A 15,370-nucleotide genomic window follows, 5' to 3' on the forward strand; every position below is an offset into this window, starting at 1 on the left:
CTACTTCGTCAGCGCGGCGACGAGCGCGTCGACGTACGCCGACATCGACTCCTGGCCGCCGAACATCCAGATGCCGTCGGGCAGCCGGTGCACGTCACCGGAGTTCACGAACGGCAGCGACTTCCACACGGAGTTGTCGGCGAGCTCCTTGCCGAACGGGTTGCTGGTGGCGTCGTCCTTGTTGCCTATGTAGGCGAACTGCGTGTCGGCGCCGAGCTCGGTGAGCCCCTCGACGTCGGTCGCGCCGAGCCCGTAGTCCTTGTCGCCCTCGACCTTCCAGGCGTTCTTGAGGCCGATCTCCTCGTTGACCGCGCCGAGCAGCGAACCGCTGGTGTAGGGGCGGATGGAGACCTGGTTGGAGGCGACGTAGCCGTCGGCGAAGGCGATGCCGGTCCCGTCGAGCCCGGCGTCCGTCAGCGCCTTCTTTCCCTCGGCGATCTTCGCGTCGAAGTCCTTCTTGACCTGCTCTGCCCGGTCCGTCGTGCCGGTGGCCTCGGCGATCAGGTCGAGGTTCTTGGTCATCTGCCCGATCTGGTCAGCGGAGTCGGCGGAGCGCACCTCCAGGACCGGGGCGACCTCGCGCAGCTGCTTGAGCGCGGCGGCCGGCATGTCGGTGGTGGAGACGATCAGATCGGGCTCGAGCGAGGCGATGGTGTCCATGCTGGGCTCGCCGCGGGTGCCGATGTCCTTCGGCCCGTTCTTCAGCGGAACCGCGCTGTCCCAGGCGGTGTAGCCCTTGACGTCGGCCACGCCGACCGGGTCCACGCCGAGGGTGATCAGGTGCTCGACGACGTTCCACTCGGTGCCGACGACCTTCTTCGCGGGGCCGTCGAGCTTCACCTCGGCGCCGGAGCCGTCGGTGAGCGTGATGGCCGCGGTGGTCTTCTCGGACTCGGTGGCGGCGGGCTCGGTGGTGCCGCAGGCGGTGAGGGACAGCGCGCCGATGACACAGGCCGCGGCGAGGGAGTGGCGTCTCATGAGGTGGTACGGAGCCTTTCGGTTCGGTTGGGGTGACGGTCGGTTCGGGTGTGGTGGCGGCCGAGGGCGCGGGTGCGCAGCCGGCCGGTGAGCGGGTCGGTGTCGACCTCGATCCGGATGCCGTAGGTGCCGGTCAGGCGCTCCGGGGTGAGTACGTCCTCGGGCAGCCCGTCGGCGACGATCCGCCCCGCGCTGAGCAGCACGATCCGGTCGGCCACGGCGGCCGCCTGGTCGAGGTCGTGCAGTACGACCCCGACGGCGATGCCGTGTTCCTCCGCCAGGTCGCGGACCAGGTCGAGCAGTTCGACCTGGTAGCGCAGGTCGAGGTAGGTGGTGGGTTCGTCGAGGAGCAGTACGCCGGTCTCCTGCGCGAGACAGCCGGCGAGCCAGACGCGCTGGAGCTGGCCGCCCGACAGATGCTCGGCGCCGCGCTCGGCCAGCTCCGCGACCCCGGTCAGCTCCAGGGCGCGGGCTACCGCGGCGGAGCCGCCCGGGTCTGCGGCGCCCCAGCGGCCCCGATAGGGGTAGCGGCCGAACTCCACGACGTCGCGCACGGTGAGCCCGCTGGGTGTCGGCCGGCCCTGGGTGAGCAGCGCGACCTGGCGGGAGAACTCGCGGGGCGACAGCGCCAGCCCGTCGGTGGCGCCGTCGAGGACGACGCTGGCCGTACGGGGCCGCTGGAGACGCGCGAGTGTGCGCAGCAGTGTCGACTTGCCGCTGCCGTTCGGACCGACCAGGGCGGTCACCTCGCCGGGCCGCAGCGTGACGGCGGCGCCGTGCACGACGTCGACGCCGTCGTAGGCCACCGTCACGTCGGTGGCACACAGCTCGTGGCCGCGCAGGCCGGGACGCCCGGCGGACTCTTCACCAGTTCTCACGCGAGGAAGGTTAGCCTAACCTTATTCTGGACGTATCGCGTGGGGGGCGGCTCCGACCAGGGCGTCTGTCCCCGCCGCGGACGCTCCCGCCCGTCCGATTTCCAACTGGTGTACGTATTCGGCGAGTTGGCCGGGGCGGCAGGCGTGAACCCCGGAGGTCGCGCTCTTCGGCACCTTTGTGCGCGGACTGGCATCGGTGACAGCGGGGTCCCTAGGATGTACACCCAGTGAGGCCAGTGGATTTGGCGCGGTACGAAGCTGGGGGATCGATGAGCACGGGAAAGCAGCTGTCCACGGAGATCGACGCCAACGTCCCGACGGCCGCCCGCATGTACGACTACTACCTCGGCGGCAAGGACAACTACGCGGCCGACCGCGCCGCCGTCGCGGAACTCGACAAGGTCGTCCCCAGCACCCGCCGCCTCGCCCTCAACAACCGGCGCTTCCTCCAGCGGGTCGTGAGGACCCTCACCGAGGACCTCGGCATACGGCAGTTCCTGGACCACGGCAGCGGCCTGCCCACCCAGGACAACGTCCACCAGGTCGCCCAGCGTCTCGACCCCACCGCGCACGTGGTGTACGTCGACAACGACCCGATGGTCCTGGTCCACGGCCGCGCCCTGCTGGAGCAGGACGAGCGCACCACGGTGATCCACGCCGACATGCGGGAGACCGACGCGATCTTCGCCCACGCCGACACCCGGCGGTTGATCGACTTCTCGCAGCCGGTCGCCGTGCTCTTCAACTCGGTCTTCCACTGCATCCCGGACAGCGACACCAACGGCCCGCGGGCCGTGATCGACCGGGTCGTCGAGCGGCTCGCCCCCGGCAGCCACCTCGTGATGTGCCAGCTGGTCAGCGAGGACGCCGAGGTGCGCGCGTTCGTCACGGACTTCATGAACCAGGCGACGCAGGGGCACTGGGGCCGGGTGCGCGAACCCAAGGACGTCGAGAGCTACTTCGAGGGCCTGGACGTGCTGGAGCCGGGTCTGGTCGAGGTCTCCACCTGGCGGCCCGACACCGAGGTGGCGCCGAAGCAACTCACCCACGAGTGGATCGAGTTCGGCGGCGTCGGCCGCGTCCGCTAGTACCTGCGCGGTGCTCCGCCGGCCGCCCGGCCGGCGGGGGCGTCACCGGCGGAGGCGGGTCAGGGCTTCGGGTAGCGCTGCTCCATCGTCGCCCGCAGCAGCTCCATGGAGTCGCGCGGTGTGAGCGCCTCGTCGGCGAGCCGGTCCAGCGCGAGCCGGTACTCCTCGGTCTCGTCGCGGTCCTCCAGGAAGTTCGCGCTCCTGATGTGCTCCAGGTAGACCACGTCCGGCAGGTCGAGCCCGCCGAAGCGCAGATACGTGATGGGGATGGCCGGCGCCGACGCGTTGGTGACGTCGAGCGGCACGACCTGCACGGTGATGTGCGGGCGCCCCGCCATCTCGATCAGATGCTCCAGCTGCTGCCGCATCACGTCCTTGCCGCCCAGCACCCGCAGCAGCACCGACTCGTCGACGACCGCCCACAGCTTCGGCGGGTCGACGCGGTCCAGCAACTGGGCGCGGCGGGTGCGCAGTTCGACGCGGCGGCGCACCTCGGTCTCCGGGGCGACGGGCAGACCACGGCGTACGACGGCCTCGGTGTAGCCCGGGGTCTGGAGCAGGCCGGGTACGTACTGGATCTCGAAGGTGCGTATCGCGGCGGCGGCCTCCTGGAGTCCCACCAGGCGGTCGAACCACTCCGGCATCAGCCGCTTGTCGTAACGCTGCCACCAGCCGGGCTGACCGGCCCGCCGGAGCAGCTCGATCATCACCGACGTCTCGTACTCGTCGACCTTGTAGTGCTCCAGGAGCGCGCGGACATCGGTCTCGGTCGGGGGCCTGCGGCCCTTGCCGGCCTCGATGCGCGACAGCTTCGCCGGACTGAACCCGAGGGCTCGCGCGGCCTGGTCCTGGGTGAGATCGGCGTCTTCGCGCAGACCTGCCAACTGCACCCCGACCAGCATCTTCAGCAGGGTCGGAGCGGGCTCGGCACGGTCCAGATACGGTTGGAGGCGGGACACGCGCTGCGAATCGGCGGACATCCTGGCTCCCGGCAGACAGCAGAAGAGACTTCGACACTATCGCACTTCGTAGGTCGTCCGTCCGCATATGCCGCCAGAATCCGATGAGTTGGCGCGATCGCCCCGCCCTCCACCGTGTACGGCTGCTCTCACGTCAGGTGATCGAATTCGCCGTCCTTCGCTCCGGCGACGAACGCGGCCAGTTCGGCGGTGGTGTAGACGAGCGCGGGCCCGTCCGGGTAACGGGAGTTGCGCAGGGCGACGTCCCCGTCGGTCAGGGGGGCGACCTCGACGCAGTTGCCCTCCGCGTTGCTGTGGCGACTCTTGGTCCAGTGGACGTCCAGGGAGCTGGCCCGGACTCCGTTCGGTACTGGCGACACGGCTGTCTCCTTGGTGGTCATGTTCTGCGTCCTACCCAAAATTTCGCGCAATTTCTCGTGCAATTGCACGCCGGGGCTGACAGCGTGGATAATAGCTGCGGCGTCAACCCTTGCGGAGGCGCCGGATCATGACGTCGCATCAGGAGTTGCCGAGCCGGATGCGACCGCCGGGGACAGGCCGTTCCACGTCCCCCGTACCTGCTGACACGACCGCTGCGGAAAGGCCCCACGCCATGCGCACCGCTTCGACGCACCAGCCGGGCAACGAGCGCGCACAGCACGAACCGCTGCCCGCGGGAGTGAACCGCCCCGGACCGCTCAGTTCACTGGGCGAGGTGCCGTGGCGTGCGATCAAGGACTCGACCGGCAGCGCGGCCGCCGTGCCGCTGCTGCTCAACAAGATCGCCTGGGGCAGCCCGGACATGGCCGCCGCGGCCCTCGTCGAACTGCGGGGCCGTATCTGCCAGTACGGCTTTGTGGTCCACCAGGCGACGGCCGCCGTGGTCCCCTATCTCTGGGAACTCGCGCAGTTGCCGCATGTGACGTGCCGTCCGCAGATCATCCGGCTGCTCGCCGCCGTCGCCGACGCGCGCCAGTGGGAGAACACCGCGGCCGCGTACCCCAAGCTGCTGAACCACCGTGAGAACCACGTGGTCTGGGAGCGCGCCGCCCGCCAGGCCGTCCGCGCCCGGCGCGGCCACCTCGACCTGCTGCGCGACGAGAACGACGCGGAGGTCGGCCGGGCGACCACGGAACTCGCACGTTCGCTGGGCGTGTAGTCGGGGGCGTTACGGGACGGCGGCACCCGTCGCGAGGCGCGCCCGTCGAGCGGTCCATCCACCCGCTGAGCGAGGTTCGCCCGTCGGCTCAATCCGCCTACGCGCTCAGCCTCTTCGACTTCTTGACCGCGTCCGCGAGGCGTTCGAGCACCGGGGCCCAGCCCGCGTAGCTGAAACGCTCCTCCATCGACCAGGGGGTCAGCTGACCGGCCTTGACGGCGGGCAGCTCGCGCCAGGTGGCCTGCTCGTCGAGCTGGTCCAGGGTCAGGGCGGTCGAGCGGTTGTCGACCATGATGAGGTCGGCGTGGTACTTGTCGACGTTCTCCCAGCTGAGGAACTCCCAGAAGCCCCACTCGTCGCTCTTCTTGCCCTCGACGAACTCGACGCCCAGGTCCTTGAAGTAGTTGAGGTCGCTGTAGGAGTCGGGCACGGCGACATAGAAGTTCTCGGAGTCGCCGGTCACCGCCATCACCTTCAGCCCGCCGTTGGCCTTCGCCGCCGCGCGCAGGGTCTCCACCGCGGTGTCGAAGCGGGCCTTCGCGTCGGTGACCTTCGTGGCGCTCAGGTCCGCGCCCAGGGACTCCGCGAGTTCGGCGGTGCGCTTGAGCGGGTTGAGCAGGGAGGTGCGGGCGATGCTGACGCCCACCGAGGGCGCGAGCGCCTCGATCTTGTTTTTGCTCTCCGCGGGGACGTACCAGAGGTCCGGCGCCGGGAACATGTTGCTGACCAGCAGATCCGGCTGGAGGGCGGCGTACTTCTCGATGTTGAACTGGCCGAACGCCGTGCCCAGACTGGTCAGCCCGGACACGTCCATGTCGCCCGCCTGCGGGTTGGGCTTGCCGTCCACCGGCTCGGTCGGGCCGAAGACTCCCGTGCACGTGATGCCGTAGTCGTACAGGGCCGCGGCGGCGCTCACGAACGCGACGATCCGTTCCGGCCGCTCGTCCGCGCGTACCGTGCGACCGCGGTCGTCCTTGAACGTCCAGGGCCCGCCGCTCGCCTCCGCCGAACCGCCCGCCGTGTCCGGTTCGTCGTCGCCGCCGCACGCGGCGAGCAGCGGAGTGAGCGCGAGCGCGCCGGCGGCCGCGAGCAGCCGGCGCCGGGACGGGCCGACGGCCGGGGCGGAGGAGGAACGGAGAACAGGGGCCATGGCGGAGGCTCTTTCATACACGGGCGGAACACAGGCGGAACACGGGGGAACGGCAGAATCCGGACAGGCCGGCCACAAAGCGAGGCAAGGCTAACCTAAATACGTTCCGTACGGTACGTCGGCCCCGAAGCGACGGGAGCGACGCCCTCCGCCGGTGCTCCCGGTGTGGTTCAGCGGTCCGTCAGGGCCTCGGAGATGACGAGGGCGGACGGCGAGTGGGCGGTCTCACCGTCGGCGATGTCCCACAGCGCGTTCTGGAGGAGGCGGCCGAGCGTCCAGCCGGCGGCGCGGTCGCGGTCCAGTTCCAGCACCTCGGTGAGCAGGTCGAAGCGGCGGCGTACCGTACGCCGGGCGTCGCCCTTGGCCACCACGTCGTCCCAGCCGCTGTTCAGGGCCGGCCACAGGTCGAATCCGGGGTCGCCGGCGAGCGGTTCGGGGTCGATGGCGAGCCATGGCTCACGGTCGGCGGCGAGGACGTTGTCGTAGTGCAGGTCCCAGTGGAGGAGCCGGTCGCCGGGTTCGCCGGCGAGTTCGGCCACCGCCGACGCCCAGTCGGTGAGGAGGCGCCGGTCCCGGGCGTCGGTCAACCCCGTTGCCGCGTGCGGGACGTGGTCCAGCATCTCGGCGGCGATGTCACCGAGACCGGGCAGACCGGGTGGCGCCGGGTGGGCGACCAGGCGGGCCAGCAGTGCGGCCAGCACACCCATCGCCGTGTCGTCGTCCTCCACGGAGGCGAGGGGGCGGCCGGCGTCGAGCCGCTCCAGGAGCATGGTGCCGGTCCCGGGTTCGTGGTCGAGCATCCGTACCGCGCCGTCGCCGTCCCAGGTGCGCAGTCCGACGGCCGCGGCCGTGGTCTCCGCCCGGGGCAGCTGGAGTTTGAGGACCGCGCCCGTGCCGTCGGCGCGGAGCACCGGCAGGACAAGCCCGGCCTGTCCCGAGCCGGGCGGGCCGTCACGTCTCAGCTCCCAGCGCTCCAGCGACCGTTCGGCTAGCGCCGGCAGCCCGGCGAGCCACGACGTGCCCTCCTCGCCGAAGGCACTCGCGAACGACGCCGCCAGCGAGGGCGGGATCTCGACGGCGGGGTGTGAACTGCTCATGTGCGGGCGGTCCTTGAGGTCTGCGGGGTGCTCAGGATACGGGCCGTGAACACGGCCGGTTCGGAGCGCGGCCGCTCACGGGTCAGGTGCTCACGGGTCACGAGGTGGTCCACGAGATCGGCGCGGACCGCCGACAGCTCCGGGCCGAGCGGGGGAGGGCCGGCGGTGGCCGCGGTGTGGAGCGGGGCGAGCCGGGACTCGTAGAGCGCCTGGATCAGTCCAGTGCGGTGGACTCGCCAGCCCCGCTGCGAGGGATCCGACGCCACGAATGGCAAGCTCACTCAGGCATCGAGAACTCGGGCACCGCGATGACCGGCGCCCGGGGGAAACACCTGGACGAGCGAGTTCGCTGAACGAGCAGTTCACTGAACGAGCGAGATCCCCGAACGACAAGGAGTTCCCGTGTCCAAACCGCCCCTGCCACAGGCGGCCTCGGAGCTGCTGAGCCGCCCCAACCCGTGTGTGATGGCGACCCTGCGCTCGGACGGCTCGCCCGTCTCCACCGCCACCTGGTACCTGTGGGAGGACAACCAGGTCCTGGTCAACCTGGACGCGACCCGGGTCCGCCTCAAGCACCTGCGCAACGACCCCCGCGTGACCCTCACGGTCCTCGACAGCGAGGACTGGTACACCCACGTCACGGTGATCGGCCGCGTGATGCGGATGTACGACGACACGGACCTCGCCGACATCGACCGTATCGCCACGCACTACACCGGCGGCCCCTACCCGAACCGGGTCAGCCCGCGCGTCAGCGCCCTCATCGAGGTCGACCGCTGGCACGGCTGGGGAGCGATGAAGGACAGCTGACGGCCACGGCACCCGACACCGCCGGGTGCCGCCACCGAGACGTCAGGTGTCGCACGCCGAAGGGGCGGGCCCGGTGCTGGGCCCGCCCCTTCGTGGGGAGGTGGATCGGACGGTCGGAGTCAGCAGTCCGGGACGCCGTCGATCTTCACACCGCCGCGCAGATACAGGTTGTTGACCCAGGCGATGTCACTGCCGGCGAACTCCTGGACGGCCGTCCACCAGTTGTTGGTGCCGATCGCGGGGTCCGTGACGGACTGGCCCTGGGTCTGGCAGACCGCGTCCAGCCAGTACTTGGACCGCTTGGCCAGGATGTTGGAGTTGGTCGTCGGCTGCTCGCGCAGATTGACGTTGGTGGCCCAGATGTAGACGTCGGTGAGTGTCGGGTCGCCGCCGCTGACCGCCTTGACGCCGGTGGTGCCGGCGGTCGGCGCGGCCTGCGCGGTGGTGGCGAGCGCGCCCGCGGCCAGCGCGGTGACGACCAGCGCGGTGGCCGAACGGCGCAGGAGCCTCTTCTTCATGTGTGTTTCCCCCATGGATGGTTGAGTGCGGTCCGGGTCAGCAGCGCGCGGAGGCGGGCAGGTCGCCGTACTTGTCGCCCTTGAGGTACACCGCGCTCACATAGCCCTCGACGAGCTTCACCCACACGTTGTTGGTGTAGCCGTTGTCGGTGATGGTCTGGCCGGTCACCCAGCAGTAGGCGCCGCGCGGCTGACCGGCGGTGACGCTGCCGACCTTGTCGTACGAAGTACTCGGGCCGCTGCGGACGTTGACGGTCTCGTACGGCACGACCGCGTACGGGGCGGCCATGACGCGGTCCGCGCCTCGGCCGGTGTCGGAGGCCGCGAACGCGGTCGCCGCCGTGAGCGGGCCGAGCAGGGCGAGAGCGCCGGCGCCGACGAGAGCGGCGCGGGCGAAGGTGCGTGTGGACATGTTCGTGCTTCCCCCTGTACCGAAGTGATTCGGTCCGGCATGACGCCGATGGTCGGAACGCTAGGGGGAGTTGGCGCCGATCGGTCCCTCAGAGGTCTCAGGGTGGTGTGCCTGCGGCACGTGCGGTGCGGTTGGGCCCTAGGGGGCGAGGCCCTCGAAGTACGCCTTCTGGGACGGGTAGTAGTCACCGAAGTCAGGCTGCGGGCCGTCCGTGCGGGCGGCGGTGAGCATGTCCAGGTAGTACTCCCAGCCGGGGCCGGTGTCGGCAAGCTGGTCGAGGGACGTGAGGTGGTGGACCAGCCGGAGTTCGGTGGTGCCGTCGGCCTCGGTGAGCAGCAGCTCCAGGGACCAGGAGCCCATCGAGTCCTGGGTCGTGACGGCGAGCCGGTGCGGCGCGTCGCAGACGTCGACCTGGACCGGCATCCAGGCGTCCGACTCCTCGAAGCTCATCTGCACCTCGATCGTGCGGCCGGGTCCGGCCTCGCCCCGCCAGGGCCCGAACCAGCGTGCCGTGCGCTCCGGTTCGGTCACGCTCGCCCACACGTCGCCGATGGGGGCGCGGTAGGTGCGGGTGAGGATCAGGTCGTGGCCGGCCGGTGTGGAGACGAGCCGTCCGGTGGGTTCGGGAGTGGTCGGGGTGGTCATGCGGTGTCCCTTCGTGGGTGGGGCGTCTGCTCTTCCGGGGTCGTGCTCCCGGCCGCCCGGTCCGGGCTTCCGGGGCCTGCCGTCTCGGCGCCGCGGCGGTCGCGGCGCGCCCGGTGGACCTCCGTGTCCAGCGCGTCCAGCCGCTGCTGCCAGGGCGGGCGGCCCGCCTCGAACTGACTGAGCCAGGCCGCGAGGGCGGCGAGGGGGCCGGTGTCGAGCGAGTAGCGCCGGTGGCGTCCGAGGCGCTCGTCCCGGACCAGCCCGCTCTCCCGCAGCACCCGGAGATGGCGGCTGACCGCGGGACGCGTGATGGTGAACCGCGCGGCGATCTCGCCCGCCGTGAGCGGGGTGAGGCGCAGCATCGCCAGGATCTCCCGGCGTACGGGATCGGCGACGGCCTCGGCGACGTCCGACAGCTCGTCCATGCCAGAAGCGTAACCCATGGGTTACGTATTTGGGTGCGGGTGAGCGGACCCGCGCTCGATGGGGGCTGGCCGACGTAGTAAGTTCTGGTTAGCCTTACCTAAGTCTGAGTTGATGATCCGGTCCGGGGGGATGCGTGAGAAGAGCGGACCCGCGGGGCCGACGGCTGCTGCGGCGTGCGGTGATGGGGCAGCGGCGTGATGTGGTGTTCGGCTCGCTGTTGGGCATGGGCCACCAGACCGGCGAGGCCCTGGTGCCCGTCGTCATCGGTCTCGCCATCGAGCGGGGTGTGGTGGACGGCGACGTCCCCGGGCTGCTGCTGTGGCTCGGCATCCTCGCCGTCGTCTACGTCGGCCTCTCCTTCAGCTTCCGCTACGGCGCACGGGCCGGCGAACGCGCCTCCGTGACCGCCGCGCACCGCCTGCGGACTGAGCTGGTCGGCCGGGTCCTCGCGCCCGAGGGCGGCGCGGAGGAGGGCCGGCTGCCCGGCGAACTCGCCAACACCGCCACGGAGGATGCCCGACGGGTCGGTGCCGTCACCATGGCCATGATCGTGGGTATCTCGGCGACGGCCGGTCTGGCGGTCGCGGCCGTCGCGCTGCTACGGGTCTCCCTCTCCCTCGGTCTGCTGGTGCTGCTCGGCACACCCCTGCTGCTCTGGCTCGGCCATCTGCTGAGCAAGCCCCTTGAGCGGCGCAGCGAGACCGAACAGGACCGCGCGGCCCGCGCGTCGGGCGTCGCGGCGGACCTCGTGGCCGGACTGCGCGTCCTCAAGGGCATCGGCGCGGAACCGGCCGCCGTCTCCCGCTACCGGCGCGTCAGCGGCGACTCCCTGTCCGCCACCCTGCGCGCGGCCCGCGCGGAGGCCTGGCAGAACGGCGTCGTCACCATGCTCACCGGCGCCTTCATCGCCGTGGTGGCGCTCGTCGGCGGACGGCTCGCCGCGAGCGGTGACATCGGCCTCGGTGAACTCGTCGCGTCCGTCGCCCTCGCCCTGTTCCTCATCGGTCCGCTCTCCGAGTTCTCGTGGGTCAACGCCGAGTTGGCCCAGGGCCGCGCCTCCGCCACCCGGATCGCCGAGGTCCTCGAAGCCGAGGGGGCCGTCCGCGCCACGCCGGCCGGCGCCGTCCCGCTCGCCGCGGTGGAGGGCCGGCTGCGCCTGCGGAACCTCACCCACGGAACGGTCCGCGGCGTTGACCTGGACATCGCGCCCGGCGAGATCCTCGGTGTCGTCGCCACCGACCCCGCCGACGCGTCGGCGCTGCTGCGCTGCCTCGGCCGGGCCGCCGACCCGGACGCCGGGTCCGTCGAACTCGACGGCACCGACCTGGCGGCGCTCGGACTCGCCGACGTGCGCGCCGCGATCCTCGTCGCCGAGCACGACGCGGACCTGTTCGAGGGAACGCTCCTCGACAACGTCGGCGCGGCGGCCACGCAGGAAGTCGCCGCGCCGTCCGCGACGACCACCCCCCGCGCCCCCGAAAAGCCCGGGGCTCTCGACCGCGCTGTGATCCCCGAGAAGCCCGGTGCTCCCGACCGCCCCGGAACCCCCGAGACGTCGGGCGCTTCCGACCTCCCCATCACCCCCGTACTCGCGATGGCCATGACCGCATCCGGTACCGACGAGGTTGCCCGGGCGCTTCCCGACGGGGTACACACCCGGGTCACCGCGCGCGGCCGTTCCCTCTCCGGGGGCCAGCGGCAACGCGTGGCGCTCGCCCGGGCCCTCGCCGCCGATCCGCCCGTGCTCGTCGTCCACGAACCCGCGACCGCGGTGGACGCCGTCACGGAGGCGCGGATCGCCGACGGGATCCGGGAGGTCCGCCGGGGGCGCACCACGCTCCTGGTGACCAACAGCCCCGCGCTGCTCGCCGTGACCGACCGGGTGGTGCTGCTCGACAGCGGAACCGTGGCGGCGAACGGCACCCATGAAGGTCTCGTCCGGGACTCCGGCGTCTACCGTACGGCGGTGCTCGCATGACCGAACCCAAGGAAGCTCCCCGGACCGCGGGCGCCGCGCCGGATGAGCTGCTGCCCGTCGCCTCCGTCCCCCGCATCCGCGCGGCCGTCGCCGAAGTGCTGCGCCCGCACCGGGCGCTGGCCGTGACCGCGTTCGTGGTGATGGTCGGCTCCACCGCCATCGGGCTGCTCGTGCAGCCGCTGCTGGGCCGGATCGTCGACCTGGCTGCCGACCGCGGCTCCGCCGACGCCATCACCACGACCGGCGTGCTGCTCGTCGCCGTGGCCGTGGCGCAGGGACTCAGCGCCGGCTACGGGCTGTCGCTCATCTCCCGGCTGGGCGAGACGGCCCTGGCCCGGCTGCGCGAACGGTTCGTCGAGCGGGCTCTCGCCCTGCCGCTGGAGCGCGTCGAGAAGGCGGGTGCCGGCGACCTGACCGCCCGCGTCACCGCCGACGTCTCCCTCATCGCCGAGGCCGTGCGCAACGCCCTTCCGCTGCTGGCCCGTTCACTGCTCACCATCGTCCTGACCCTGGGGGCCATGGCCCTGCTGGACTGGCGGTTCCTGCTGGCGGCGCTCCTCGCGGTGCCGGTGCAGGTGGCGACCGCCCGCTGGTACGTCGCCCGTGCCGTCCCGCTCTACGCCGCACAGCGCGTCGCCGCCGGCGCGCAGCAGCAGCAACTGCTCGACACCGTCACCGGCAGCTCCACCGTGCGGGCGTTCCGGCTGGAGGGCGAGCACACCGAGCGGGTCACCGAGCGGTCCAGGTCGGTCGTCGACCTCACCATGCGGGGCGTCCGGCTCGTCCTCGGTTTCTACAGCCGGCTGCACATCGCCGAGTACATCGGGCTCACCGCGGTCCTGCTCGCCGGGTACTGGCTGGTCCGGCAGGGCTCGGCGTCCATCGGCACGGCGACCGCCGCCGCCCTGTACTTCCACAGCCTCTTCACCCCGGTCAACGCGGCACTCGCCCTGCTCGACGACGCCCAGTCCGCCACCGCGGGCCTGGCCCGCCTCGTCGGCGTCACCGACCTGCCGCCCGCCCCGGAGTCCGAACACCCCGTGAAGACCGGCGGCGTAGACGTCACCGTCAGCGGACTCACCCACGCCTACCTCCCCGGCCACCCCGTCCTGCACGAGATCGACCTGACGATCCGGCACGGCGAGCGGGTGGCCCTGGTCGGCGCCAGCGGAGCCGGAAAAACCACCCTGGCCCGGCTCGTCGCGGGCATCCAACCGCCCACCACCGGCACGGTCCTGGTCGGCGGAGTCCCGCCCACCGAACTCGGCACCAGCCGCACGGTCGCCCTCATCACCCAGGAGACCCATGTCTTCGCGGGCCCCCTCGCCGACGACCTCCGCCTGGCCAAGCCACACGCCACCGAGGACGAACTGCGCGCCGCGCTCGACCGCGTGGACGCCCTCGCCTGGGCCGACGCCCTGCCCGACGGCCTCGACACGGTCGTCGGCGAAGGCGGCCACCGGCTCAGCGGCGCCCAGACACAGGCCCTCGCGCTCGCCCGCCTCGTCCTTGCCGACCCGCCGCTGGTGATCCTCGACGAGGCCACCGCCGAGGCCGGCAGCGCCGGCGCGCGCGCCCTGGAGAAGGGCGTGGCCCGTGCCGTCGACGGCCGTACCGCCCTGATCGTGGCGCACCGGCTCAGCCAGGCCGCCGCCGCGGACCGGGTCGTCGTCATGGACGGCGGCCGGATCGTCGAGACCGGCACCCACGACCGGCTCCGCGCGGCCGGCGGACGCTACGCCACGCTCTGGAACGCCTGGTCGGACACCCGCGAGAACCACTCCCAGCCCCACACCCCCCACTCCTAGCCCCACCCCCCACTCCTAGCCCCACCCCCCACTCCTAGCCCCACCCCCCACGCATCGCCCCACCCCCCGCACCGCCCCGCTCCACAGGAAACCGAACCCGAAGGACCTCCGATGCTCCGCTCCCGCAGAGCGCCACGGCTCGCCGCCGCGGTCGCCTCAGCCGCCCTGCTCCTCGTCACCGCCACCGCGTGCGGCGGCGACGACTCCGGATCCGACTCCGCGGACGCCGGCGCGAAGGCGAGCGCCTCCGGCGCGTTCCCGGTCACCGTCGACCACAAGTACGGCAGCACGACGATCAAGGCCGAGCCGAAGCGGATCGTCACCGTGGGCCTCACCGACCAGGACTCCGTCCTCGCGCTCGGCGAGGTCCCGGTCGGTACCACCGAGTGGCTCGGCGGGTACAAAGGCGCCGTGGGCCCCTGGGCCGCCGACAAGCTCGGCTCGGCCGAGGCGCCGACCGTGCTCAAGGACACCGGCACCGGCCCCCAGGTCGAGAAGATCGCCGCGCTCAAGCCCGACCTGATCCTCGCGGTGTACGGCGGACTCACCAAGGAGCAGTACGAGTCGCTGTCGAAGTTCGCGCCGGTCGTCGCGCAGCCGAAGCAGTACAACGACTACGGCGTGCCGTGGCAGGAGCAGACCGAGACGATCGGCAAGGCGCTCGGCAAGCCGGACGAGGCCGCCAAGGCCGTCAACGAGACCGAGGCCGCGATCACGTCCGCCGCCGAGGCGAACCCCGCGTTCAAGGGTGCCTCCGCGGTGATGGCGACGCCGTACGAGGGCATGTTCGTCTTCGGCAGCCAGGACCCGCGCTCGCACCTGCTGGGCGACCTCGGCTTCACACTGCCCAAGGACCTCGACAAGGCCATCGGTGACCAGTTCGGCGCCAACATCAGCAAGGAGCGCACCGATCTGCTCGACCAGGACGTCGTGGTGTGGCAGGTCGGCGATGTCACCAAGGACGCCGACACCCTGCACAAGGACGCGTCCTACAAGGACCTCAACGTGGTGAAGCAGGGCCGCGAGGTCTTCGTCAACGAGACCAGCGACTACGGCAACGCCCTGTCCATGGGCACCGTGCTGAGCCTGCCGTACGTCCTGGACCGGCTGGTGCCGCAGCTGGCCGCGGCCGTCGACGGCAAGACGGACACGAAGGTGGAGCAGCCGGCGTCCTGACGCCGGGCGGGCCAACGGACGGGGAGGGCCGGCCGCGAACGAGATTCGCGGCCGGCCCTCCCCGTCTGTCCGCTCTCAGCCGTCCATGGCCTGTGCGAGGCTGCGCGGCCGCATGTCGGTCCAGTTGCTCTCGACGTACTCCAGGCAGGACTGCCGGGTGTCCGGGCCGTGGGCCGTGCGCCAGCCGGCCGGCACCGCCACGAAGTCCGGCCACAGACTGTGCTGGTTCTCGTCGTTGACCAGCACCAGGTAGGTGCCCTCGGGGTCTTCGAACGGATTGCTCATGCC

18 protein-coding genes are annotated in these 15,370 nt (G+C 71.6%); 6 read left to right on the top strand and 12 right to left on the bottom strand.

All coding sequences use genetic code 11. The annotated features are described in order from the left end of the window. Entirely contained in the window at window positions 1-978 is a 978-nt protein-coding gene (locus ACIQAC_RS18120; protein ID WP_402192095.1) for an ABC transporter substrate-binding protein, read from the bottom strand. Continuing rightward, a complete protein-coding gene (locus ACIQAC_RS18125; RefSeq protein WP_402192098.1) occupies window positions 975-1,856 on the bottom strand; it encodes an ABC transporter ATP-binding protein in 882 nt (293 codons plus the stop codon). The genes ACIQAC_RS18120 and ACIQAC_RS18125 overlap by 4 nt, the downstream gene beginning before the upstream one ends. Window positions 1,857-2,125: 269 nt before the next feature. Here ACIQAC_RS18125 and ACIQAC_RS18130 point away from each other — a divergent pair, with 269 nt between their 5' ends. Next, window positions 2,126-2,944 (top strand): SAM-dependent methyltransferase, encoded by an 819-nt coding sequence (locus ACIQAC_RS18130; protein ID WP_402192101.1) that lies wholly within the window; start codon window positions 2,126-2,128, stop codon window positions 2,942-2,944. A gap of 59 nt (window positions 2,945-3,003) precedes the next feature. Here ACIQAC_RS18130 and ACIQAC_RS18135 read toward each other — a convergent pair whose 3' ends face one another. Both ACIQAC_RS18135 and ACIQAC_RS18140 read right to left on the bottom strand, forming a co-directional pair. After that, a complete protein-coding gene (locus ACIQAC_RS18135) occupies window positions 3,004-3,924 on the bottom strand; it encodes a helix-turn-helix domain-containing protein (protein ID WP_402192102.1) in 921 nt (306 codons plus the stop codon). Between the two features lie 128 nt (window positions 3,925-4,052). Continuing rightward, the gene (locus ACIQAC_RS18140; protein WP_402192104.1) at window positions 4,053-4,283 is read right to left on the bottom strand and encodes a DUF397 domain-containing protein; all 231 of its coding nucleotides are present in this window, start codon (window positions 4,281-4,283) and stop codon (window positions 4,053-4,055) included. Window positions 4,284-4,516: 233 nt separating this feature from the next. On the opposite strand from ACIQAC_RS18140, the gene ACIQAC_RS18145 reads away from it, so the two are divergent. Next, window positions 4,517-5,062, top strand: a complete 546-nt coding sequence (locus ACIQAC_RS18145) for a hypothetical protein (protein ID WP_402192106.1) — start codon at window positions 4,517-4,519, stop codon at window positions 5,060-5,062. Window positions 5,063-5,159: 97 nt separating this feature from the next. Here ACIQAC_RS18145 and ACIQAC_RS18150 read toward each other — a convergent pair whose 3' ends face one another. From ACIQAC_RS18150 to ACIQAC_RS18160, 3 genes are all read right to left on the bottom strand, one after another. Beyond that, window positions 5,160-6,212, bottom strand: coding sequence for an ABC transporter substrate-binding protein (locus tag ACIQAC_RS18150; protein ID WP_402192108.1), 1,053 nt, complete (start codon window positions 6,210-6,212; stop codon window positions 5,160-5,162). Between the two features lie 170 nt (window positions 6,213-6,382). Continuing rightward, window positions 6,383-7,309 (bottom strand): aminoglycoside phosphotransferase family protein, encoded by a 927-nt coding sequence (locus ACIQAC_RS18155; RefSeq protein WP_402192110.1) that lies wholly within the window; start codon window positions 7,307-7,309, stop codon window positions 6,383-6,385. Then, window positions 7,306-7,575, bottom strand: a complete 270-nt coding sequence (locus ACIQAC_RS18160) for a hypothetical protein (protein WP_402192111.1) — start codon at window positions 7,573-7,575, stop codon at window positions 7,306-7,308. Before ACIQAC_RS18160 ends, ACIQAC_RS18155 begins: the two co-directional genes overlap by 4 nt. Window positions 7,576-7,711: 136 nt before the next feature. On the opposite strand from ACIQAC_RS18160, the gene ACIQAC_RS18165 reads away from it, so the two are divergent. Beyond that, on the top strand, window positions 7,712-8,119 hold the full coding sequence (locus tag ACIQAC_RS18165) for a PPOX class F420-dependent oxidoreductase (RefSeq protein WP_402192113.1): 408 nt from the start codon (window positions 7,712-7,714) through the stop codon (window positions 8,117-8,119). A gap of 119 nt (window positions 8,120-8,238) precedes the next feature. Here ACIQAC_RS18165 and ACIQAC_RS18170 read toward each other — a convergent pair whose 3' ends face one another. From ACIQAC_RS18170 to ACIQAC_RS18185, 4 genes are all read right to left on the bottom strand, one after another. Beyond that, complete coding sequence (locus ACIQAC_RS18170; RefSeq protein ID WP_402192115.1) at window positions 8,239-8,637, bottom strand: peptidase M23; 399 nt, start codon at window positions 8,635-8,637, stop codon at window positions 8,239-8,241. A gap of 37 nt (window positions 8,638-8,674) precedes the next feature. After that, window positions 8,675-9,049 carry an SH3 domain-containing protein gene (locus ACIQAC_RS18175; RefSeq protein WP_402192117.1) on the bottom strand — a complete coding sequence of 125 codons (375 nt, stop codon included), beginning with the start codon at window positions 9,047-9,049 and terminating at the stop codon, window positions 8,675-8,677. Between the two features lie 138 nt (window positions 9,050-9,187). Continuing rightward, a complete protein-coding gene (locus tag ACIQAC_RS18180) occupies window positions 9,188-9,694 on the bottom strand; it encodes an SRPBCC family protein (protein WP_402192120.1) in 507 nt (168 codons plus the stop codon). Further along, window positions 9,691-10,119: a metalloregulator ArsR/SmtB family transcription factor gene (locus ACIQAC_RS18185; RefSeq protein ID WP_402192123.1), complete on the bottom strand. Its 429-nt coding sequence runs from the start codon at window positions 10,117-10,119 to the stop codon at window positions 9,691-9,693. The genes ACIQAC_RS18180 and ACIQAC_RS18185 overlap by 4 nt, the downstream gene beginning before the upstream one ends. A 134-nt stretch (window positions 10,120-10,253) precedes the next feature. On the opposite strand from ACIQAC_RS18185, the gene ACIQAC_RS18190 reads away from it, so the two are divergent. The 3 genes from ACIQAC_RS18190 to ACIQAC_RS18200 all read left to right on the top strand — a co-directional run bounded on the left by ACIQAC_RS18190 (window position 10,254) and on the right by ACIQAC_RS18200 (window position 15,082). After that, complete coding sequence (locus ACIQAC_RS18190) at window positions 10,254-12,098, top strand: ABC transporter ATP-binding protein (protein WP_402192126.1); 1,845 nt, start codon at window positions 10,254-10,256, stop codon at window positions 12,096-12,098. Continuing rightward, on the top strand, window positions 12,095-13,906 hold the full coding sequence (locus ACIQAC_RS18195) for an ABC transporter ATP-binding protein (protein WP_402192128.1): 1,812 nt from the start codon (window positions 12,095-12,097) through the stop codon (window positions 13,904-13,906). Before ACIQAC_RS18190 ends, ACIQAC_RS18195 begins: the two co-directional genes overlap by 4 nt. Window positions 13,907-14,017: 111 nt before the next feature. Then, on the top strand, window positions 14,018-15,082 hold the full coding sequence (locus ACIQAC_RS18200; RefSeq protein WP_402192130.1) for an iron-siderophore ABC transporter substrate-binding protein: 1,065 nt from the start codon (window positions 14,018-14,020) through the stop codon (window positions 15,080-15,082). 75 nt (window positions 15,083-15,157) lie between these two features. Here ACIQAC_RS18200 and ACIQAC_RS18205 read toward each other — a convergent pair whose 3' ends face one another. After that, window positions 15,158-15,367, bottom strand: a complete 210-nt coding sequence (locus ACIQAC_RS18205) for an MbtH family protein (RefSeq protein WP_402192133.1) — start codon at window positions 15,365-15,367, stop codon at window positions 15,158-15,160. Between the last annotated feature and the right edge of the window lie 3 nt (window positions 15,368-15,370).

Source organism: Streptomyces sp. NPDC088387, assembly GCF_044753385.1.
Classification (GTDB): Bacteria; Actinomycetota; Actinomycetes; order Streptomycetales; family Streptomycetaceae; genus Streptomyces.

Coding starts and splice junctions, on each gene's coding strand:
- ACIQAC_RS18135 (WP_402192102.1), bottom strand. CDS start 3,924: ATGTCCGCCGATTCGCAGCGCGTGTCCCGCCTCCAACCGTATCTGGAC.
- ACIQAC_RS18205 (WP_402192133.1), bottom strand. CDS start 15,367: ATGAGCAATCCGTTCGAAGACCCCGAGGGCACCTACCTGGTGCTGGTC.
- ACIQAC_RS18170 (WP_402192115.1), bottom strand. CDS start 8,637: ATGAAGAAGAGGCTCCTGCGCCGTTCGGCCACCGCGCTGGTCGTCACC.
- ACIQAC_RS18185 (WP_402192123.1), bottom strand. CDS start 10,119: ATGGACGAGCTGTCGGACGTCGCCGAGGCCGTCGCCGATCCCGTACGC.
- ACIQAC_RS18150 (WP_402192108.1), bottom strand. CDS start 6,212: ATGGCCCCTGTTCTCCGTTCCTCCTCCGCCCCGGCCGTCGGCCCGTCC.
- ACIQAC_RS18120 (WP_402192095.1), bottom strand. CDS start 978: ATGAGACGCCACTCCCTCGCCGCGGCCTGTGTCATCGGCGCGCTGTCC.
- ACIQAC_RS18195 (WP_402192128.1), top strand. CDS start 12,095: ATGACCGAACCCAAGGAAGCTCCCCGGACCGCGGGCGCCGCGCCGGAT.
- ACIQAC_RS18155 (WP_402192110.1), bottom strand. CDS start 7,309: ATGAGCAGTTCACACCCCGCCGTCGAGATCCCGCCCTCGCTGGCGGCG.
- ACIQAC_RS18145 (WP_402192106.1), top strand. CDS start 4,517: ATGCGCACCGCTTCGACGCACCAGCCGGGCAACGAGCGCGCACAGCAC.
- ACIQAC_RS18175 (WP_402192117.1), bottom strand. CDS start 9,049: ATGTCCACACGCACCTTCGCCCGCGCCGCTCTCGTCGGCGCCGGCGCT.
- ACIQAC_RS18180 (WP_402192120.1), bottom strand. CDS start 9,694: ATGACCACCCCGACCACTCCCGAACCCACCGGACGGCTCGTCTCCACA.
- ACIQAC_RS18200 (WP_402192130.1), top strand. CDS start 14,018: ATGCTCCGCTCCCGCAGAGCGCCACGGCTCGCCGCCGCGGTCGCCTCA.
- ACIQAC_RS18130 (WP_402192101.1), top strand. CDS start 2,126: ATGAGCACGGGAAAGCAGCTGTCCACGGAGATCGACGCCAACGTCCCG.